This window comes from Georgenia sp. H159 (genome assembly GCF_035607575.1).
GTDB lineage: Bacteria > Actinomycetota > Actinomycetes > Actinomycetales > Actinomycetaceae > Oceanitalea.
Genome location: NZ_JAYDZY010000007.1, coordinates 164,276 through 186,404, shown reverse-complemented (window position 1 = coordinate 186,404; position 22,129 = coordinate 164,276). Strand labels below are relative to the sequence as shown.

Genomic DNA, 22,129 nt, shown 5'->3' with positions numbered 1-22,129 from the left:
TCCTTACGCCGTCGCGACCGCCGCGGTTCGGAAGACATCCATCGGCAACGGCCGGTGCAGGTGCCAGGTGATGGCAATGGGGCGCTCGCCGGTGTGGCTGACGTAGTCAGCGGCGCCCAAGAAGAGGTAGGGCGCGGTGCCCAGGGCGTCCTTCTTGTGCTCGCGGGTGAAGAGCAGCACGTGGCTGCCGCGCTCGCGGTGGTGGAGGTAGCGCTGGCCGGTCGGTGAGGCGACCGTGGTGCGCGACTGGGACTCCCAGTGGAACAGCTCGGGGCTGATCGCGTAGTCATTGTACATGGTGGTGGGGGAGTAGTCGCGCTCGGACTTGCGCAGGGTCACGAGGAAGACGTCGGCCTGCCACGGCTCGGAGAAGAGGACGCCCTCCCGGACGCTGTCTGCTCGCCGATCCGGCCCGGCGTGGTCGAGCGCGGCCACGATCTCATCGCGGCTGTAGCGCGCGTGGCTCTTGAGCCCCAGCTCTGCGAGCGGGCCGGCTACCTCCCCGGGCAGGTGCCGGATGCCGGCGCGGCCGAGCTCGACGATCTCGCTGAGCTCACGTCGCGCCGCCGGTTCGCCGTGCAGTGCACTGAGGCCGGCGGTGTAGAGGGTGTCCGGTGCTGCGGGGTCGGCCGGGAAGTCGCCGCGGTCGGGCCAGATGCTGAAGAAGAGCATCCGTGCGTACCGTCGGTCGCGCTCACTCAGGTCCGTGTACGACGGCGGATCATCGCTGAGGAGGCGCAGATAGGTGTCGGCTCGGTCAGGGTCGTCGACGTGGGCAAGGGCGGCGGCGCGGCGCACCACCGCCTCGTGCCGCGGACCGCGCGCTGGCACGGCGAGGCCGGCGTCCCGACGCAGCTGGATCCAGCCCTTGCCGGGCTTGAGGACGTCGGCGAGCTCGACGCCGCTCTCGTGGAGGAACGTGGCCAACGAGACGTCGTCGCCCGTCGTTCCCGCTAGGGCCTTGAGCTCATTGACCAGCGTCCGCCAGCGGTGCTGTGTCTGGGACTTGATGTTCTCGAGGATGGTCTCGCGGCTCTGGCGGTCCAGCACGATCTGGCAGCCGGAGGGGAGGAACGGGAAGCCGTGCTCGATCTGGTCGCGCAGCCCGCGGCGGGTGGTGCCGGTCAGCGCCCGGAAGCGGCGATCGAAGCGGAACTCCTTGCGCTGATGGCCCACGAAGTCGAGCGCGGTGAGCACGGCCTTGTCCGGTGCGGCACGCAGCCCCCGGCCCAGCTGCTGCAGGAAAATGGTGGCGCTCTCGGTGGGCCGCAGGAAGAGCACGGTGTCCACCTCGGGCAGGTCGATCCCCTCGTTGTAGAGGTCGGCGGTGAACAGGACGTTGACTCCGCGTGCCCGGAGGTCGCGCAGTGCCCGGGCGCGGTCCTCGGCCGAGCTGTCACCCCAGATGGCGCGCGCCGGGATCCCGGCGGCGGTGAACTTCTCCGCCATGTACCGGGCGTGACGAACGCCCACGCAGAAACCGAGGGCACGCATTGCCGACAGGTCGGTGACCTTGCCCTTCAGCTCCTTGAGGATGATGAGGGTCCGGGCATCGTTGCCGGTGTAGACGTTCTCCAGCTCGGCGTGGTCGTAGCCGCCGCGCCGCCAGCTGACCGAGCTGAGGTCCACGTTGTCCGCGATCCCGAAGTAGTGGAACGGGCTCAGTAGCTCGGCCTCCAGGGCGTCCCACAGGCGGATCTCGGCCGCGGTGTGCCCGTCGAAGAACTCCTCGGCCACGTCGATGCCGTCGGCGCGCTCGGGGGTGGCGGTGAGGCCGACCAGCTCGCGGGGCGTGAAGTGGGACAGGAGCCGGCGGTAGGTGGCGGAGTGGGCGTGGTGGAACTCGTCGACGACGACGACGTCGAAGGCCTCGGGCGGCAGGTCGCCAGTGGAGCGGGTGAATGACTGGATGGTCGCGAAGACGTGCTGCCAGTGCTCTGGTCGGTAGCCCTGTCCCCACAGCTCCCCGAACGAGCCGTCTCCGAGGACCTCGCGGTAGGTGCGCAGCGCCTGCTGCAGGATCTCGATCCGGTGGGCGATGAACAGCAGCCTCGGCCGGTGACCGTCGGCCGCCAGGTTGCGGTAGTCGAGGGCCGCCACCACCGTCTTGCCAGTACCCGTGGCCGCGACGACGAGGTTGCGGTGGCGGTCATGGACGGTGCGCTCCACCTCCAGCTGCTCAAGGATCTCCTGCTGGTGCGGGTAGGGCCGCACCTGCAGACCGGAGAGGTTGAGCGATGTCCCGTGGGTTGTGCGACCGCTGGCTTCGGCGAGCGCGGCATCGAGCCGCTCGGCGTCCTGCGCGGGCCGGTAGTCGACGTAGGAGGGGTCGTTCCAGTAGGTCTCGAAGGTCGCGTCGAACTTGTGCAGCAGCGAGGGGGTGGCGACGGCCGACAGGCGCACGTTCCACTCCACGCCGTCGAGCAGCGCCGCCGTCGAGAGGTTCGACGAGCCCACGTAGGCGGTGTCGAACCCGGTGGCGCGACGAAACAGCCACGACTTCGCGTGGAGGCGGGTGCGGTTGAGCTCGTACTGCACCTTGACGTGCGCGCCGATCTCGTCGACCAGCCAGTCCAGTGCCTTCCGTTCGGTGGCGCCGACGTAGGTGGTGGTGATGACCCGCAGCCGGCCGCCGCGCTCGGTGAATGCCCGCAGCGGCTCCTCGAGGATCCGTAGGCCGGTCCACCGGACGAAGGCGCACAGCAGATCGACGTGCTCGGCCGAGCCAAACTCGGAGCGGAGCTCGGCGCCCAGGCTCGGGTCACCCTTGGCGTTGGTGAGCAGCGCGGCATCCGCCAGCGGTGTGCGGGGACGGTCGACGTTGCGAGCAGGAGTCGGCCCGCCGTGGATTGCGTACAGCTGTCGCGCCGGAGGAAGGACCGTGGCTGCGGCGGACTCGATCTGGGTGAGGAGGCCGTTGACGAGCGCCAGCCGCCGCTCGGGGTCCTTCGTCGCGGACAGCACCCGCTGCAGCTCGCTCGCAAGGTGGCGGGACAGCACCTCCGGTGCGTCGGCGGTGTCGACGTGCTGCTCCAGGACCTGCTGCTGCGGCGTGAGCCCGGTCAGGTGCTCGGCGAGCGCCTGAGTAACGAGCGTTTCGTAGAGACCTTCGTGCACCGTGATCCTGCGTCCGTGGAGGCGGGCGGGAAGTCGCGCCCTCGGGTCAGCTTACGGAGGGTGAGGCTCGACGAGAGGGCTTTTGAGATGTTGCCCCCCTCCTAAATCGAGGCGCTCGGATGATGCTTGGTATTCACCGTGAGAGCGCCGGCAGGCCCAACGAGAGACGTGGTCGATGTCCGAGCCGCGACCCCCAACGGGTACAGCGTGGAAAACGCACCCCGCAGATCGAGCGTGGCGAGTACTTGGGCACGGCCACTTCGCCGTCCGCGCCAATGCGCCATGCTCACTTCTCTGTCTCTACTCCGGCGAAACCGAGCTAGAAAGTGCCGCAAGCTACCCTGCTTCTTGCGCTCTGCGAGTGCGCGCCATCGGAAAGCAATACCTTGTGGGGTGATACTGATGTCCCGTCACAACGGCTTCCGTACCGGGCGAGGTTCTTGAGCGTCTAATGCCGCCAACCATGTACTGAGGGGGGCGAGTGCCGGCGGGGATGGCGCGAGAGGCGGCCGATACGGCGCGAGGACCGGGGATACGTGCAGGAGTCGTCGGGTATGGGGCGGGCGCAGCCGGATAGGCCAGCGCGGCCGGATATGGCGTGAGATGAACTGGCTGGGGAGTGGACACTCTCGGACTGCTCGACCTGGTGATCGGTGATTGCCGACTTGAGCAACGGCTTACTCGCCACTCATCGGAGTATCGGTCCGTCGTAACGTCGAGGCACCCGAGTGACGTTCCGACGAGCATCTCGGCGTTCACGGTCATGCCCGTCTCGAGTCGTCGTCGGCGGAGCCCTCCGACCTCGAGCTCGACGTAGGCGCCTCCTCGGGCTCCCCGCGTGGGGGTGGTAAGGGTTCCATGGGATGTGTGGTCGCAATTATGGCTGGAACTGCGCGGTTGCGTTCCCGCGCGCGCCGCGACCTCGTTAGAAGATCGTTGCCCAACTGTTGGAAGTACTGGAACGGTACGCCGGTGCCAAGATTCTCGCCGTCCCACGCCCTGACGTGCTCGAGGTATTTCCTTACCTCGAGAGAGCCGTGTGCGCGCAAGATGGCATATCCGAGGGTAGTGCCGTGGATATCTTCGATTGTCAGGACTTTTCGAGCGTAATTGTGGCCGATGCTGTTGAAAAGATCCAGCATGCGCACTAATGTCGCTTCGCCGATTGTGCCAAGCCACTGGTCGTTCACTTTAGGAAACTCGAATCGTTCGTAGTCGAGATCCATGAATAGTTTCACGACTCGTTCGTCTGAATAGAAGTCAGCCGTGTAGGCGCGGACGAGTTCCGCCCGCCGTATGGACTTCTCTCGTCGTGCAGTCGTGACGTAGGTAACCAGTGCTACGAGCAGTGCCAGTGCGGTGGCGGCGCCTCCGACGCTCTCCCAGTCAATTGGCTCGAGAATCTCGCCGATGTTCACGGGGATTCCCTGCCAAATGTTGGGTGCATCGGTGGCTCGCGCAAAGTTGTCGTCCGCTCTCGTATATTCGCTCGCGTTTACCTTCTGCAGTTCTTCATGTGCCGATGTTTGCAAGGGCAGTCCCAGATTCCATCTGTCGCCAGAGTTTGCACGTCATGCCCTCGCGGTCAAAGTACAGCAACCGCTCTGTCGTGACTAGAGGAAGCTCGCCTCCGTGGACCGACCTTTAACGATGAATAAGCTCCCTACGGGCGTGTCCTGCGATCCAACTGAGTGGCGGGTGGCCTGCCTAGACATCGGCACCTCACCCAGGCATTACTCACACGTCATCCGCCGCTGTACAGCAACGCCTGTACGTCGGGCGCTTGAGAGAATTGGCCTGCAGTGCGTGAGGCTCCGTAGATACCGTGACGCGATGAGTGCCTACCAGCGCTACCCGCACATCCACGGCGACCTCGTGACCTTCATTGCCGACGACGACGTCTGGCTCGCCCCGACAGCCGGTGGCCGTGCGTGGCGGCTCACCACCGACCGCGCTCCCGCGACGCAGCCCCGGTTCTCGCCGGACGGCGCCCACCTTGCGTACGTCTCGAACCGGGACGGACACCCCGAGGTGTCCGTCGTGGACCTCGACACCGGCGACGCGCGGCGCCTCACCTGGTGGGGCGCCTTCCGCACGCTCGTGCTCGGCTGGACGGCCGACGGCCGCGTGCTCGCGGCCACCCATGCCGGGGAGGCGAACCTGCGTCACCTGGTCGTCAAGGCGGTCGCCCTCGACGGCGCGGTCGAGCGGCTCGACCTCGGCCCGGCCTCGGGCGTCGCCATCACGGACGGCGGCAGGGTTGCACTGAGCACCCCGGGTAGCCGCCCGCCCGCGCAGTGGAAGCGCTACCGAGGCGGCACCGCGTCCCGACTGTGGCTGCGCCTCGACGGCGCCTGGCAGCAGCTCCTCGAGGACGAGCCCGCCGGTCTGGTCGACCCGATGTGGCTGGGGGACCGGCTCGCGTTCGTCTCCGACCGCGCGGCCCGCTTTCCCGACCGCGCCGACGAGCAGGCCAACCTGTGGCTGTGGGACACCCCCGGCAGTGGCGAGCCGCGCCAGCTCACCCACCAAGGCCCGGCCGAGGGCTACGTCCGTGACGCGACGACTGATGGCATCCGCGTCGTCTGGCACAGCAAGGGACGGCTGTGGCTGCTCGAGGACGTCGAGTCCGAGGCCCGCCCGCTGGAGGTCACGGTGCCGGTGGGTGCGCCGTCGTCGTTCGCTGCGAAGCCCACCGAGAACCTCGAGCGCATCCTCCCCGACCACGGCGGCGACGCCAGCCTCGTGAGCTGGCGGGGCAACGCGTTCTGGCTCAGCCACCGTGAAGGGCCGGCGCGGGCGCTGGTCGCCGACTCCGGCGTCCGCGTCCGCGAGCCCGCCCTCCTCGGACGGACCGGCCAGGCGGTCCTGGTGACCGACGCGGATGGGGAGGACGCCCTTGAGATCCACTCCCTCACCTCGGCATCCGAACTGCGCCGACTGGCATCCGGCGCACTCGGCCGCGTGCTCCACCTCGCGAGCGACCCCGCCGGGACGCGCGTCGCGACGATCTCGCACGACGGCGCCATCCGGCTCGTCGACGTCGAGAGCGGGCAGGTCACCGTCCTCGGCACGTCGACCGACGGGGAGGCCAAGCACCCGAGCTTCTCCCCGGACGGCCGCTACCTCCTGTGGTCCCAGCCCACCGGGCTCGAGGGCGACCTGCACCAGCTGCGCATCGCGGACCTCGCCGGCGACGCCGCACCGGTCGCGCTCACCTCCGGCAAGTACCACGACCACTCGCCGGCGTTCAGTGCCGACGGCAAGTTCGTCGTCTTCCTCTCCGACCGGACCTTCGACCCGAGCTACGACACCCACGAGTTCGGGCTGTCCTTCAGCGGCTCCACCCGGCCGTGGCTCATCCCGCTCTCCGCCCGCGAGCCGGCCCCGTTCGGCCCGAGCGCCGACGGCTGGCGGATCAGCAAGGCCCCCGAGGAGCCGAAGCCGGGCAGCGAGCCGGCCCTCGTGACGTGCCCCGACCTCGATGCCGAGGGCGCCGAGGAGCGGATCGTGCCGTTCGGCGTGCCGTCGGGGGACTACCGCGACCTGCGCGCCGCCAAGAGCGGGGTGCTGTGGGTGAAGAAGGCGGGGGAGACCGGCGAGCTCGGCAGCCGCCGGGCGGGGGTGCTCGGCGAGCCCGCCACTGACTCCCTGGAGTACTGGTCCTTCGCCGAGCGCAAGGCGAGCACCGTGGCGGACAAGGTGGACAGCTACGCGGTCTCGGGTGACGGCGAGCGTGTGGTGCTGCGGCACAAGGACACCGTCACCGTCCAGGCGGCAGACAAGAAGCCGCCGGAGGACGACGACGCCGCCGTGGTCACCGTCGACCTCGCCCGGCTCCGGTTCGACGTGGACCCGGGCGCCGAGTGGCGGCAGATGTTCGAGGAGAACGCCCGCCTCATGCGCGACCACTTCTGGCGCGAGGACATGGACGGCGTGGACTGGGCCGCCGTGACCGAGCGGTGGCGCCCCGTGCTCCGCAGCCTGCGGACCCACGACGACCTCATCGACCTGCTCTGGGAGGTGAACGGGGAGCTCAACACCTCCCACGCCTACGCCATCCCAGCGACGCCGCCCGGTGACCAGGAGCGGCGCCTGGGTCTGCTCGGTGCCGATCTCGTGCGCGCCGCGGACGGTTGGCGTATCGAGCGGATCCTGCCGGGGGAGTCCTCGGACCCCGACGCCCGCTCACCGCTGCGGGCGGCGGGGGTGGACGCGCAGGTGGGTGACGTCGTCGTCGCCGTCGACGGCGTTGCGCTCGACGGCGGGTCCGGGCCCGGTCCGCACCTGGTCGGGGCGGCGGACAAGCCCGTGGAGCTCACACTCCGGCGGGGCGGCGAGGACCGGCGGGTGGTCGTCGTGCCGCTCGCCTCGGAGGAGACGCTGCGCTACCAGGACTGGGTGCGTTCGCGCCGGGAGTACGTGCGCGAGCACAGCGGTGGACGGCTGGGCTACGTGCACGTGCCGGACATGGTGGCCAGTGGATGGGCGCAGCTGCACCGCGACCTTCGGCACGCCTCCCGGGCCGAGGGGCTGATCGTGGACGTGCGGTACAACCGCGGCGGGCACACCTCTCAGCTGGTACTGGCCCGGCTGGTGGCGAAGGTGCTCGGGTGGGACAAGGGCCGGCACTACGCCTCGCCGATCCCGTACCCGACGCAGGCGCCGCGCGGCCCGGTGGTGCTCGTCGCCAACGAGAACAGCGGCTCGGACGGCGACATCATCGCCGCCGCCGCGCAGGAGGTGGGCCTGGGGCCGGTCGTGGGGACGCGGACCTGGGGCGGTGTCGTGGGGATCGACGGGCGGTTCGCGCTGGTGGACGGGACCGAGGTCACCCAGCCGCGGTACGCGTTCGCGTTCAACGGCAAGGGGTGGGGCGTGGAGAACCACGGCGTGGACCCGGACATCGAGGTGGTCCACTCCCCGGCGGACTTCTTCGCCGCGGAGGACAAGCAGCTCGACCGGGCGATCGCGGAGGCGTTCGGTGCGCTGGACGGACGGCCTGCGGCTGAGGCGCCGGGGCTGCCTGCACCCAAGGTATGGGGAGCGATGTAGTTCAGACTATGGCCCGGATGGGCGATGAGGACGCTCTGACACCCGGCCGAGCCAAGACCGTTGCCACGCGCAAGCCTCCGGCTGCTTCGAGCGCCCTTCCCGCGGGCGCGTCACTGGCCGAGGTCTGCTTCGTGCGCTGCTCCTGCCCGCACCAGCTGCGCGCGGTGGTCGCCGCGGAGTGAACCGACCTCGTCGGCGAGGCCGTCCTACTCGAGCTGGATCGGGCACGCATGAAGTCGGCGGGGCACCAGTGCGCGATGAGCCCGACAATCCGAACGCCCCGACTCGGAGCCGTTCCGGCACACGCGGGCCCGATGCCAATCTCCGCGTTCAGCCGCGTGCTCCCGGGGCGGATCGACCGAGGGCGCCTGATGGTAGACGGCTCTCCCAGAGCCGGTGCCCCGGACCGGTGACCGCGGGGGAGACCGGGCCCGTGCCTCGCTGGTTGTCCATGCCCGACTTCGCCCCGCGGACGATAGTGCCGGGCACTTCGGACCGCCGACTACGCCCAAGCTGGGACCAGTTGCCTGCTCATCCGGAACCCGGAGGCGATCGGTGAGCATTACCACACGCAGAACTCCGCGCCGGTCCTGGGGCGCCTCGACACGGGAGCCCGACCTGTCCGTGTCCAGGTGCTGCCCGGCTCTAAGCACCGCTGCCGGCACTGGAAGCACTCGCGGCCGAACCCGGGGTGGGCTGACGCTATTGCTACAGGCGCAGAGTCTCCAATCGCCGCGCCATCCGTGAGACGAGTAGATACACCTGGTAGAACCCACAAAACCGGCGCCACCCTCGACTATGCTCGGTCAGACCCAGCTAGATCGGGTTTCACCGACCGGAGGGCCACGTCCCCATGTCCGAACCATGGTTGTCAGCCGACGACGTCGCCGCCCACTTGGGCGTCACGAAGGACACGGTATATACGTGGATCTCCGACAAGGCGATGCCCGCTCACAAAGTCGGCCGCCTCTGGAAGTTCCAGGCCAGCGAAGTAGACGCATGGGTGCGCACCGGTGGGGCGACGGTCCCAGACGAGTCGAGTCCGGCCGAGTGACCCTGCAGTTGAGTAGTGCTGTCGGACGGCCCAGATACCTTGATCGACTTTGGTCATGACGAGATGGAGGTGCACATGATCGTGGACTCGTCAAGCGACTCACGGTACGCGCTGTCGTTCAGCACGGGTGCCCTCCTCGCGCGGGAGGCTGCGTTGCTCGCACCCATCTTCGTCGAGTGCCTGAATTGGGAGAAGGTCCGTGACCGAGCGGTGGAAGACAACCTTCTACAAGCGCGAACCCACCGCACGGGTGTACGTCTTGTCCGCGAAACGGTAAAGCGGCTCTCTGTGCTCACACGTCGCGAGGTCGAGCTGCTGAACGAGCTGACGGCCCCTGAGCGTGGCCACCTCATGTGGGTTGCCGCTTGTCGGCGTTACGGCCTCATCGGAGAGTTCGCCGAGGACGTCGTCCGCGAGCGGTTTCTCGTCCTCTCCGCGACGCTGCAATACGAGGACTTCGACAGTTTCGTCCGGAGCAAGGCCCTCTGGCATGACGAGTTGACCACGATCAAGGACTCGACGATGCAAAAGCTTCGCTCGAACGTATTCAAAATGCTGGTGGAGGCGGAGTTGTTGTCTGCGAGCGGCCACATCATCCCCGCCGTCCTGTCAGAGCGACTCATTGCCTTGCTCAGCGAGCGTGCCCCCAGCGACGTGCGCTTCTTCCCAACGAGGAGTGCTGCCTGATGCAGACAGCCGATTTGAACAAGCAGGAGGCACATCTGCTCGCCGTCCTCAGCGGCAAGCGTTTCCTCCGGATGGAGGGCCTCAGCAACGAGGTCCCGTTCTTCATTTACCCATACCCACCCGAGGCATCCCTCGCGGTGGCGCAGGCGAAGAAGCGCATCAAGAGCAAGCTCGCGACCAAGCACGGCATCACCGTGCGCGAGGTCAACCTCTACGACCTGGCCGTCGAGATCCTCAAGGAGCGTGGCGTCTGGGAGCGGGTCCTCCAGGCCGAACCAGACCAGGACAAGGACGACTTTCGCGAGATGCTCCAAGGGATGCTGGACCCGCAGCTCCACATCGCGCCGGCGATCCGCGCCAAGATCGAGGACGGCGAGTTCGACATCTTCTTCCTCACTGGTATCGGTGAGATCTTCCCGTACATCCGGTCCCACAACGTGCTCAACAACCTTCAGAGCGTCGTGACCGGCAAGCCCATGCTCATGTTCTTCCCCGGCCGCTACGAGCAGTCCGACACCCTCGGATCGTCACTCGTGCTCTTCGGGCGCTTGAAGGACGACCAGTACTACCGAGCCAAGAACATCTTGGAACAGGAAGCGTGACCCGATGCAGCTGAACGAAATCTTCGCCAAGGACGTCCAGCGCCCAATCGAGGGCGTCATCAAGGCGGACGACGTCGCACACCTGGGCACCGAGGTTGAGGAGTACGTTCTCACCAACGAGGCCGCCAAGGGCCTCGAGCTTCTTCTCGAGGCCTATACGAACTACACCAACGCCAACGGTGTCTGGATCTCGGGCTTCTTCGGCTCCGGTAAGTCGCACCTGCTCAAGATGCTCGCGCATCTCCTCGGGGACGTCGAGGGTCAGGAGTTCGACCGTGCACAGGTCTCCGAGAGCTTCCGGTCCAAGGCGACGGGTGCATTCCTCCCCGCCCTGCTGACCAAGGCTGAGCGCATCCCAGCCAAGAGCCTCCTGTTTAACATCGACCAGAAGGCAACGCTCATCACCAAGGACCAGACCGATGCCCTGCTCAAGGTCTTCGTGAAGGTCTTCGACGAGAGCCGGGGGTACTACGGCAACCAGGGCCATGTCGCGCGCTTTGAGCGGGACCTCGATACGAGGGGTCAGTACGACGCGTTCAAGGTGGCGTTTGAGCGCATCGCCGGTATCCCGTGGTCGCAGGGTCGGGAGCAGAGTGCCCTCGAGGGGGCGAACATCGACGCCGCGTTCGCTGAGGTCAACGGTGAGGCGACCACTGGCATTATCAAGCAGTACCAGGCGTCGTATGCCGTCTCGATCGAAGACTTCGCGGACGAGGTCAAAGCATGGCTCGACAAGCAGCCCGACGGCTACCGCCTCAACTTCTATGTCGATGAGGTCGGCCAGTTCATTGGTTCCAACACGCATCTGATGCTCAACCTCCAGACCATTGCTGAGAGCCTCAACACCAAGTGCGGCGGGCGCGCCTGGGTGATGGTCACTTCGCAGGAGGACATGGACAAGGTCGTCGGCGACCGCACCAGGCAGCAAGGGAACGACTTCTCCAAGATTCAGGCGCGCTTCAAGACCCGCGTGAAGCTCACCAGCGCGGATGTCGAGGAAGTCATCCGCAAGCGCCTGCTGGAGAAGAGTGGCACCGGCGAGACTGCACTCCAGGCGATCTACGGCGTCGAGTCGGCCAACTTCAAGACGCTCTTCGACTTCGTCGACGGCGCGAAGACCTACCGCAACTACACCGACGAGGCACACTTCGTCGGCACCTACCCGTTCGTCAGCTACCAGTTCCCGCTGTTTCAGGCGGCGATCGAGGGCATCTCTGACCACAACGTCTTCGAGGGACGCAACAGCTCGGTCGGCGAGCGGTCGATGCTCGGCGTCGTCCAGCAGGTTGCAAAGGACATCGGCGACGTCGAGGTCGGCACGTTGGCCAGCTTCGACCACATGTTCGCCGGCATCCGCGCCTCCCTGAAGTCCGCCGCGCAGCGTTCCATCGACGTCGCCGAGCGCAACCTGGACAACCAGCTAGCCATCCGGCTCCTCAAGGCACTGTTCCTCGTGAAGTACGTCGACAGCTTCCAGGCCACCCCGCGCAACCTGACCGTGCTCGTCTACGACCGCTTCGGCCTCGACTTGCCCGCACTCGCCGAGGACGTCAAAGAGGCGCTTGCCGAGCTCGAGCGGCAGACCTACATCCAGCGCAACGGCAACGTCTACGAATACCTGACCAACGAAGAGCAAGTGATCGAGGAGGAGATCAAGAACGTCGACATCGACGCCTCCGAGGTCAGCGCCCAGCTCTTCAAGATCCTGTCCGGCGACGTGATCAAGACGAACAGGATCAGGTACGCCAAGAACGGCCAGGACTTCCCGTTCGGCTTCAAGCTCGATGACCAGGTCCACGGCCCGCAGAAGGAACTCTCGGTCCACTTCATCACACCGGAGTACCCGTACGAGCCGGAGCAGATCCGAATGCACAGCGCGGGCAAGGACGAACTCCGGGTCATCCTCGTCCCGGACGAGCGTCTGCTTTCGGACCTTCGTCTGCTGCTCAAGACCGACAAGTACACCAAGCGGAAGCGGACCACATCGCTTCCGGCGATCGAGGAGCAGATCCTCCAGTCGAAGGCCACGCTGAACCGTGAGCGCGAGAAGGAACTGGTGCAGCGGATCCGGAGCGCGGTGGGCAAGGCCTCCCTCGTCATCAACGCCGCCGATGTTCCCGCGTCCTCGCAGGATGCAGTAGGACGCGTGACCGAAGGGTTCCAGGAACTCATCAGTCGCACCTACACGCAGCTCAAGCTCCTAGGTCGCGTCACCTACAGCGAGCAGCAGGTCGCGGGTGCCGCCAATCCAGACAGCGGCCTGTTCGACGCCGACGCTCTGCTCAAGATCAACCAGCCCGCCGAGGAGGTCCTATCGTCGATCCTCCGCAAGGACGCTCAGGGCGAGCAGGTGACGATGAAGACCATCGTCGACACCTTCCAGGCGAAGCCCTACGGCTGGAATCTCGGGTCGATCGAGGTCATCGTGGCCTCGCTGATCGGTGCCTCGAAGATCACCGTGACCGTCGATGGCAACGTCCTCAAGCGCAGCGAGGTCGCAAACGCGCTGCGCAACACGCAGAAGCACGGTCACGAGATCCTCGCGCCACAGAAGAGCTTCGACGAGCGCAAGGTCGCCAACTTCCGCAAGTTCTGCACGGACTTCTTCGACGAGGGCAACGCCCCCAAGGATCCGCTAGAGCTTGCTCGCCACGGGGCAGACAAGCTGAAGGGCAAGCTCGATGAGCTGAAGGCGACGATCAGTGGTTCGAAGTACCCGTTCGTCGAGCAGCTCAGCGGCCCCATCAGCCTCCTCGAACAGGTCGTGGGCAAGCCCGACGACTGGTACCTCAGCGGCTTCACCCTCGGTGACGACCTGCTTGAAGCCAAGGAGAACCTGATCGACCCCATCCAGTCGTTCCTGCACGGAGCGCAGAGGTCGATCTACGACGAGGCGGCGACGCTCCTTTCGACGCACAGCAGCAACCTCAGCTACCTGCCGCAGGGCAGCGACGAGCCCATCAAAACTGCTCTCGCCGACCCCAACGCGTTCCGGGGCAACAAGATGGCCCAGCTCAAGCAGGCAACCGATCACCTTCGCGGCCAGATCGACGGCATCGTTGCCACGAACCGAGCGACGGTGACGGCAGCCATCGACGGCCGCAAGACCGAACTGCTCGGCGGCACCTACTACGCCAACGCAACGCAAGAGGCGCAGCAGCGGGTGAAGCAACGCATCGACCAGACCCTCTCTCGGGTCGCCACCGAGACCCAGGTAGCGCTCATCCTTCAGATCGGCGCGAACTTCGAGGCCAGTGACTACCCGTCGTTGGTCGACCTGCTCGCTGCATCCCCCGCGCAGCCCGACCCGGAACCGGCGCCCAAAAAACAGACCGTGTCCGTGAAGACGATCGCGGTTCCGGGCGCTTCAGGCGTTCTCGAGTCTGAGGCGGACGTCGACACGTACATCGCCGCGCTGCGAAGCGCGCTCATCCAGACCCTCAACGACGGAAAGCGAATCACCCTCTGATGGAAACCGCACCGCTGAAGAACTTCGCGACTTGGGCTCGCAAGGAGCTGATCCGCGAGGTCACCGCGCGCATCGCTGCGGTGCTAGCGCCCGGATCGTCGGAGCGAGTGGAGCAGGCGAAGGCGGTTGCCGCGTTGGAGAAGGCAGTCACGTCCGCAGGCGGCGGAGACAAGGGCCGCGCCGCGGTCGCGGACAGAGTCGCCTACACCTGGTTCAACCGGATCATCGCCCTCCGCTTCATTGACGCCAACGGCTACACCGGGATCGGCGTTGTCTCGCCTCAGGCAGGAGTGGATGTGGGCCAGCCCGAGATCCTCGCCGACGCCAAGCGAGGAGTGATTGACACCGACATTGTTAGCAACGCGATTCTGAAGACCGTTGTCGCCTTGCTCGACGGGACTCGTGCCAGTGGTGATCCGCAAGGCGAGGCGTATGCGCTGCTGTTGGAGGCGTACTGCAACCACTGGCACAAGTCAATGCCGTTCATGTTCGAACGCGAGGGTGACTTCACCGAGTTGCTTGTCCCGGCGAACTTGCTCGCCGATGACTCGGTGCTCAACCGCGCGGTCAAGGTGCTCAGCGAGGACGTCTGCCGGGACGTCGAGGTCATCGGCTGGCTCTACCAGTTCTACATCTCGGAGCGGAAGGACGAGGTCTTCGCAGGGTTTCAGAGGAAGAAGCGTGCAGGTGCCGACGAGATCCCCGCTGCCACCCAGCTCTTCACCCCCCACTGGATCGTCCGCTATCTCGTCGAGAACTCTCTTGGGCGCCTCTGGATGCTTAACCACCCGAACTCGGGGCTGGCCAGCCAGATGGACTACTACTTCGCACCGGGCGACGAGGAGATCGACTTCCTCACGATCGCCAAACCTGAAGAGCTGAAGATCATCGACCCGGCCTGCGGGTCGGGCCACATGCTCACTTACGCCTTCGACCTCCTGTACGCCATCTACGAGGAAGAGGGCTATGGCCTGGCCGAGATTCCCGGCCTGATCCTCACCCACAACCTGTTCGGCACCGAGATCGACCCTCGTGCTGGGGCACTCGCCGCATTCGCGCTGACGATGAAAGCGCGTGACAAGCAGCGGACCTTCTTTGCCAAGCAGGTCGAGCCGAACATCTGCGTGATTGACCCGATCTCGTTCAGTCCGGACGAGCTGGACTTCCTGGTGACCAAGGACGGCGACAAGCACGCCGAGGAAGCCTTCTGGAACCAGTTCTCCGAGGCAGACACTGTCGGGTCGCTCATCAAGCCTGACCCCAATCTGACCCGCCGACTCGCTGGTCACCTTGAATCGCTTGATGACGGCGGAGACATGCTTCGGTCCGACACCCTCGACTGGGCCGTCAAGGTCGTTCGCCAGGCAGAGTTCCTCAGCCGCAAGCACGCTGTTGCCGTCGCGAACCCTCCATACATGGGGACGAAGAACATGGCTGCTCTGCCGGCTGACTTTGCCCAGGTGCAGTATCCAGATTCCAAGGCAGACCTCTTCGCGATGTTCATAGAGAGGTGTCGAGGTCTGGTTGATTCGCGCGGTGGCTTGGTGGCAATGATCACCATGCACTCGTGGATGTTCCTGGCATCCTTCGAGCGGCTACGGTCCAAGCTTCTGAAGTCCGCGCCTCCAGTCACGATGGCGCACCTTGGTGAACGCGCCTTCGACACCATCGGCGGGTCAGTCGTCTCCACGACTGCGTTTGTCCTCGAGGAGGGTCGACCGGGGACACGGGCAGGCATATATATTCGGCTGCTCGACGGACGGAACGAGGCTGAGAAGGCGTCGTTGGCCCGCACTGCCGTTCAGACGCCAGGTGATCCTCGTGTCTACCGTGTTGAACCCGCATCGTTCGTTGCAGTACCTGCTTCTCCGTTGGCGTACTGGTTCCCTAGCACCCTCCTCGATGCGTTCAAGAGCTCTCCCTCGCTGGAGAAATCAGCGCGGGCGGCCAAGGGGTTGGTGACCGCTGACAACGCGAGCTTCGTTCGACAGTGGTGGGAGGTCTCACGGTCGAAGATTGGTTTCGGTTGCCCCGACAGGGTGAGCGCAAAGGCGTCCGGAGCTCGCTGGTTTCCGTACGCCAAGGGCGGGGACTTCCGCAGATGGGCCGGCAACCTGGAGGCAGTCGTGAACTGGGAGAACGACGGCCACCTGATCCAGACAACATTGACGGATGATGGCTCCCGGGTGCGGGCAACCAACTTCAATCTCGACAGAATCTTCAAGCCCGGAATCGCGTGGACGGTGGTTACCACCAACGAGCCGTCTTTCCGCAAGGTTGAGGCGGGCTACTTGTTCGATGCAGCGGCCGGACTCTGCCAATCCGCCGACGACGAGTACACTCTCGCGCTGCTGAACTCCACGTCAGTGAAGCAGGTCCTCGCTGGCCTCAACCCAACGATGAATCTGCATCCCGGCTACCTGGGTGCTGTCCCTGCTCCCGAAGACAGTGGGCGCGACTCTGCACGGATCTCGGCGGCCCGTGCAGTCGAGTTATCTCAGGCTGATTGGGACAGCCAAGAACGATCGTGGGACTTTCAGGGCAGCCCGCTGGTCAAGACGAGCAATTCTCTCGCGGCTGCTGTCCAAGGAGCGCAGGAGACGTGGGCGGCGTGGGTTGAGGAACTTCACGAGATTGAGCAACAGAACGACCTTCACTTTGCGAAGCTCTTCGGTTTCGATGGTGAGGCTGAAGAATCGTCGCTGGACCGCGTCTCACTGACTGTCAACCCTGCCTTCACCTACCGGGGGGCATCGGCTGACGACGCGTTCAAGGCGCAGCAAGGCGACGCCCTACGTGACCTCGTCTCCTACGCCGTTGGCTGCATGTTCGGTCGCTACAGCCTCGACGAGCCAGGGCTGATCCTCGCCGACCAGGGCGCGACGTTGAATGACTACCTCGCGAGGGTCCCGTCACCCACCTTCACGCCGGATGCCGACAACGTCATCCCGATTGTCGACGGCGACTGGTTCGAGGACGACATCGTTGAGAGGTTCCGCCAGTTCCTTCGCACAGCGTTCGGTGAACAGCACTTCGAGGAGAACCTACGCTTCGTCACCGAGTCGCTCGGCGTGAAGAACTTTCGCGACTACTTCGTGAAGTCCTTCTACAGGGACCATGTGCAGCGATACAAGAAGCGGCCGATCTACTGGCTCTTCTCCAGCTCCAAGGGGTCGTTCAACGCGCTCATCTATATGCATCGCTACGCGCCGTCGACCATCTCGACGGTGCTGAACGAGTACCTTCGCGAGTTCCAGGCCAAGCTCAAGGCGAGCCTTGACCATGCCGAACGTTCGAACAATGCGAGGGAAGCCGATCGGCTCCGCAAGGTCCTTCTGGAGCTCGACGAGTACGAGCACGACGTGCTCTACCCCCTGGCCTCGCAGAACATCGCCATCGACCTCGACGACGGTGTGAAGGTCAACTACCCGAAGTTCGGCGATGCCCTGAAGAAGATCGTGGGCTTGGAGGCGACTGTATGAGCGAAGTCTCCGCTGTCCGTCCGCACCTGGAGCGCCGATTCGCGGACCAGCGAGTCGTGTTCTGGCTCGACCCTCATGGTCAGTACGCCGACGCCCTCGAGGGCCTCGACTTGCCAGGGGTCACGACCCTGCGCGTCGCCAATGACGAGTACAGCATCAAGCACCGGTTGCTCCATCAGCAGCCTGACGACAAGTTCCTCGTTTACCACACCGGTCAGCCGCCCTCCGGCACACGCAACTGGCTCTTCGACCTCGAGCTGGCCTACGGCGTATTCACCGCCGACAGAAGCTCGCTTGTGTCGCAAGACCTCGGGCTAAGCGCAGACGGCATCGACGAAGTCGTGCAGGCTCACGAGAAGTTCTTCAACGCGAGCAAGCGCGTCCAGAGCCTCAAGGCACTGCTGACACCTGACGATGACGCGGCCCGGCTTCGAGCCAAGATGTCCGCCGTTGTGCTCGGTCAAAAGGAGCACAGTCTTCTTGAGATCACCCGGACACTGCTCATCGAAAACGCCAAGGGCGGGCGCACCAAGTACGACGCGCTCGTGGACTATGGCCTGGACGATTTCTACTGGCGAGGCGTCGCGTCGATCTACGGCTACGAGGCGACCTCGCCGAGCATTGACGACTTCATTCTCTGGATCTTCCGCAAGGCCATCGATGGCTTTAGGTCCGACCGCCCCGGCGGACTCCAGAACATCCAGTTGGACTTTGCGAGCTTCCGCAACGACCGACGCAGCCAGCAGGCACTCTCGACCCTGGCTAGGCGCGCGTCTGCCGACCTCGACTACAAGGCGAGTATCGAGGAAGTCGGATTCCGCGAGCTGGTGGCCGTTGACCTGTTCGAGGAGACCGATCGCAAAATCATCGCGGACCTCGCGCGCGCTGTAACAGAGCAGACGGTCACCGCCCGTGAGGTAGCCGAAGTGGTCCGTGCCCGCCAGAGCAGCGTGTGGATCGACGGCTATCGCCAGCTATACACAGCGATCGCGGCAGCAGCAGACCTCCTGTCGAAGCTGAGCGCGATTGACTTCACGTTCTCGACGTTCGACGAGGCATTGGAGCGCTACCGCAGCGAGTGGTTCCGCATCGACCAGCTCTATCGTCAGTTCACCTACGCCCGCCGAACCTTCGAGGGACCGCACCCACTCGACCCACTGCGAGAGCAGGTCGAGAAGCGCTACACCAACAAGTTCGTCTACGAGCTGGGCAACGCCTGGCAAAAGCAGGTAGACGAAGCCCAGTCATGGCGCTCCGCCACGGTCAGGTCTCAGAGATCCTTCTATGGCGACTACGTCGAGCAGCTCGTCCGCGAGGACAAGAAGGCGGTCGTCATCGTCTCCGACGCGCTCCGCTACGAGGCCGCCGAGGAGTTGGGCTCGCGCATCCGGCAGGAGGACCGGTTCGAGGCAGAACTCGAGGCTGTTCTCGGTGTCCTGCCCAGCTACACCCAGTTGGGGATGGCGGCCCTCTTGCCGCATCGGACGCTCAAGCACTCGCCGGACGGCAAGACTGTCCTCGCTGACGACCAGCCGACCAACGGGACCGCATTCCGCAAGAAGATCCTGGAGACGGTCGGCGGCACAGCGATCCAGGCCGAGGACTTCAAGGCGCTGAGCCCGGAGGAGCGGCGTGAGCTCTTCAGGAACAACCGCGTTTTGTACATCTACCACGACGTCATCGACGCCACCGGTGACAAGCAGGGCACCGAGCGTCGCGTGTTTGAGGCGGCCGAGCAGGCGCTCGGCGAGCTGGTCGACCTCGTGAAGAAGGCAGCGAACGCCAACGCCACCAACATCTTCGTCACCGCCGACCACGGGTTCCTGTTTCAAGACGAAGAGCTGCCCCAGCAGTTCTTCCTCTCGGAGGCGCCCCACGGGGACAAGATTCTGGCCAAGAACAAGCGCTACGTCCTTGGTCACGGACTCAAGGTCGACTTCGCGTTCACCACGTTCAGTGCAGTCCAGCTCGAACTCGACAGCGACATCGAGGTGCAGATCCCCAAGTCGATCCACCGGCTGCGCCTGCCGGGCGGGGGTACACGCTTCGTGCACGGGGGAGCGACCTTGCAGGAGGTCGTCGTCCCGGTGCTCGCGGTGAACAAGAAGCGCAAGAGCGACACCCGTCTGGTGAACGTCAAGGTTCTGCCCGACACCGACAAGATCACGACCGGTCAGCTCGTCGTGAAGCTGTTCCAGTCAGAGCCCGTGAGCGACAAGGTGCAGGCGCGGACCCTGCGGGCGGGCCTGTATGTCGGGGAGACGCTCATCTCCAATGACCCGCAGCCTGAGCTGACCTTCGACTCGACGTCGTCCGAGCAGAGGGATCGGTACCAGAGCATCCAGCTGCTGCTGAACAAGGACGCCAACGAGTACAACAACCGTGCGGTGGAGTTCCGCCTCGAGGAGTGCATCCCCAACACGAACCACTGGCGCGTTTTCGAGAAGGCGATGTACACGCTCAAGCGCTCGTTCACTTCGGACTTCGACTTCTAAGGCGGCTGAGATGACTGAAGACACCGATCTGCACGTGATCGACGACGACTTCCCCGAAGGAGTCGCCACCGAGGAGACAGCCGACCAGACGCCGGAGCAGAGCGCACTCGACAAGAAGATCAACCAGTACTTCGCGGGCCTGGTGGTTCGGAAGGACCTGGTCAAGGCCGTCAAGGGCAACGCGATCGTGCCGTCGTACGTTCTCGAGTACCTTCTCGGCCAGTACGCCGCCTCTGACGACGAGGCCACCATCCAGGCTGGCATCGGGTCAGTCCGGCAGATCCTCGCCGACCACTACGTCCAGCGGAACCAGTCCGAGCTCGTGAAGTCGATGATCCGCGAGCGCGGTCGCTACAAGATCATTGACAAGGTCGCCGTCTCTCTCAACGACAAGGAGGACCGGTACGAGGCTGAGTTCTCCAACCTCGGCATCAAGGGAGTGATCGTCGAGGCGCCCACGGTGAACGCCCACCCAAAGCTCCTTGTGGGCGGCGTGTGGTGCATCTGCGACATCGACTACTTCCACTTCGACGACGCGCGCGTCACCCCGTGGCAGCTTGGTTCGCTGAAGCCGATCCAGCTCTCCAACTTCGACTTCGACAGCTACACGACTTCTCGTCGGGAGTTTACCACCGATGAGTGGATCGACCTGTTGATCCAGTCGATCGGCTTCAACCCGGACCTGTTCGGGCGCCGGGCCAAACTCATTCAACTTGCGCGCCTGATCCCGTTCGTGGAGCGCAACTACAACCTTGTCGAGCTCGGCCCAAAGGGCACCGGAAAGTCGCACATCTTCTCGGAGTTCTCGCCCCACGGCATGCTCATCTCGGGCGGTGAGGTCACCGTTCCGAAGCTCTTCGTCAACAACTCCAACGGTCGCATTGGTTTGGTCGGCTTCTGGGACGTCGTCGCCTTCGATGAGTTTGCGGGCAAGAAGAAGCGCACCGACAAGGCGCTCGTCGACATCATGAAGAACTACATGGCGAACAAGTCGTTCTCCCGTGGTGTCGAGACACTGGGTGCCGAGGCGTCGATGGTCTTCGTCGGCAACACGTCCCACAACGTGGCATACATGCTCAAGCACTCCGACCTGTTCGACGAACTTCCGGAGAACTACCACGACCCCGCGTACCTCGACCGCCTCCACCACTACATCCCGGGCTGGGAAGTCGACACGATCCGCGGTGAGATGTTCTCCGACGGCTACGGGTTCGTCGTCGACTACATTGCCGAGGTTCTCAAGTCGATGCGCAACGCGGACTACTCCGACCGCTACCAGGAGCACTTTACGCTGGGCTCGGACATCTCTACCCGCGACCGCGACGGCATCCACAAGACCTTCTCCGGGCTGATGAAGATTCTTCATCCGCATGGGGAAGCGACCAAGGAGGAGATCGCCGAGATTCTCCGGTTCGCCATCGAGGGCCGTAAGCGCGTGAAGGACCAGATCCTGCGGATCGACTCGACGATGGCCGACGTGAAGTTCGGCTTTCTCGATAAGGCTGGCGAGTGGACTGCCGTCACGACCCTGGAGGAGGACGAGTACCCGACGTACTACCACCAGACACGCCACCACGAGGGTGAGGACGAAGACTTCCCTGCCGACCTGCCCGGCGCGGCTGAAGCTGGGCCGATGGCCCCCGAGATCGCTGCGCCCAAGGCGGCGCCGCTGTTCGAGGGACACCGCGAGTTCCAGGAGAACCAGCGGGGGGTCTCCTACGATGCGCTGCTTCTTCCGTATCTGCGCGGAGCCACCGAAATCGCGATCACCGACCCGTACATACGGCAGTTCCACCAGGCCCGGAACCTGATGGAACTGATCGAAGCGCTAGCCGTCGTTAAGGATCCGGCAGACGAGGTGAGGGTCTTCCTCGTCACGAGCGAGAACACTGACGGTCCCGAGAAGCTTCAGAAGCAGATGGAGTTCCTGCTCCGTGTCAAGCAAGCGGCAGCGGTGGCCGGCATCACCCTCGACGTGCAGTTCGATAACACCATCCACGACCGCTCGATCGTCGCTAACTCTGGCTGGCGCATCAATCTCGGCCGCGGGCTCGACATCTTCCAGTACGTCGCCAACGACGCCTTCGACCTCGCCGTGAAGCTCCAGCAGTACCGCCAGGTCAAGTCCTTCAGCGTCACCTACTTACGTGAAGGCGAAAGCATCTAAT

10 protein-coding genes are annotated in these 22,129 nt (G+C 64.9%); 8 read left to right on the top strand and 2 right to left on the bottom strand.

The window, feature by feature from the left end:
• Window positions 1–3: 3 nt before the first annotated feature.
• Together VR894_RS11445 and VR894_RS11440 are read right to left on the bottom strand one after the other, a co-directional pair.
• Window positions 4–3,117, bottom strand: coding sequence for a DUF3427 domain-containing protein (locus tag VR894_RS11445; protein ID WP_324651670.1), 3,114 nt, complete (start codon window positions 3,115–3,117; stop codon window positions 4–6).
• 761 nt (window positions 3,118–3,878) lie between these two features.
• Window positions 3,879–4,535, bottom strand: coding sequence for a hypothetical protein (locus VR894_RS11440; RefSeq protein ID WP_324651668.1), 657 nt, complete (start codon window positions 4,533–4,535; stop codon window positions 3,879–3,881).
• A 415-nt stretch (window positions 4,536–4,950) separates the two neighbouring features.
• Here VR894_RS11440 and VR894_RS11435 point away from each other — a divergent pair, with 415 nt between their 5' ends.
• The 8 genes from VR894_RS11435 (at window position 4,951) to brxL (ending at window position 22,128) form a co-directional block, all read left to right on the top strand.
• Window positions 4,951–8,172 (top strand): S41 family peptidase, encoded by a 3,222-nt coding sequence (locus tag VR894_RS11435; RefSeq protein ID WP_324651667.1) that lies wholly within the window; start codon window positions 4,951–4,953, stop codon window positions 8,170–8,172.
• An 853-nt stretch (window positions 8,173–9,025) separates the two neighbouring features.
• On the top strand, window positions 9,026–9,226 hold the full coding sequence (locus VR894_RS11430) for a helix-turn-helix domain-containing protein (RefSeq protein ID WP_324651666.1): 201 nt from the start codon (window positions 9,026–9,028) through the stop codon (window positions 9,224–9,226).
• Between the two features lie 75 nt (window positions 9,227–9,301).
• A complete protein-coding gene (locus tag VR894_RS11425; protein WP_324651665.1) occupies window positions 9,302–9,913 on the top strand; it encodes a DUF1819 family protein in 612 nt (203 codons plus the stop codon).
• Window positions 9,913–10,515 carry a DUF1788 domain-containing protein gene (locus tag VR894_RS11420; RefSeq protein ID WP_324651664.1) on the top strand — a complete coding sequence of 201 codons (603 nt, stop codon included), beginning with the start codon at window positions 9,913–9,915 and terminating at the stop codon, window positions 10,513–10,515. Before VR894_RS11425 ends, VR894_RS11420 begins: the two co-directional genes overlap by 1 nt.
• A 4-nt stretch (window positions 10,516–10,519) precedes the next feature.
• Window positions 10,520–13,984 (top strand): BREX system P-loop protein BrxC, encoded by a 3,465-nt coding sequence (brxC, locus tag VR894_RS11415; protein ID WP_324651662.1) that lies wholly within the window; start codon window positions 10,520–10,522, stop codon window positions 13,982–13,984.
• On the top strand, window positions 13,984–17,466 hold the full coding sequence (gene pglX / locus VR894_RS11410; RefSeq protein ID WP_324651661.1) for a BREX-1 system adenine-specific DNA-methyltransferase PglX: 3,483 nt from the start codon (window positions 13,984–13,986) through the stop codon (window positions 17,464–17,466). The genes brxC and pglX overlap by 1 nt, the downstream gene beginning before the upstream one ends.
• Window positions 17,463–19,961, top strand: coding sequence for a BREX-1 system phosphatase PglZ type A (gene pglZ, locus VR894_RS11405; protein ID WP_324651660.1), 2,499 nt, complete (start codon window positions 17,463–17,465; stop codon window positions 19,959–19,961). The genes pglX and pglZ overlap by 4 nt, the downstream gene beginning before the upstream one ends.
• 10 nt (window positions 19,962–19,971) lie before the next feature.
• Window positions 19,972–22,128, top strand: a complete 2,157-nt coding sequence (gene brxL, locus VR894_RS11400) for a BREX system Lon protease-like protein BrxL (protein WP_324651658.1) — start codon at window positions 19,972–19,974, stop codon at window positions 22,126–22,128.
• The last annotated feature ends 1 nt before the right edge of the window (window position 22,129 follow it).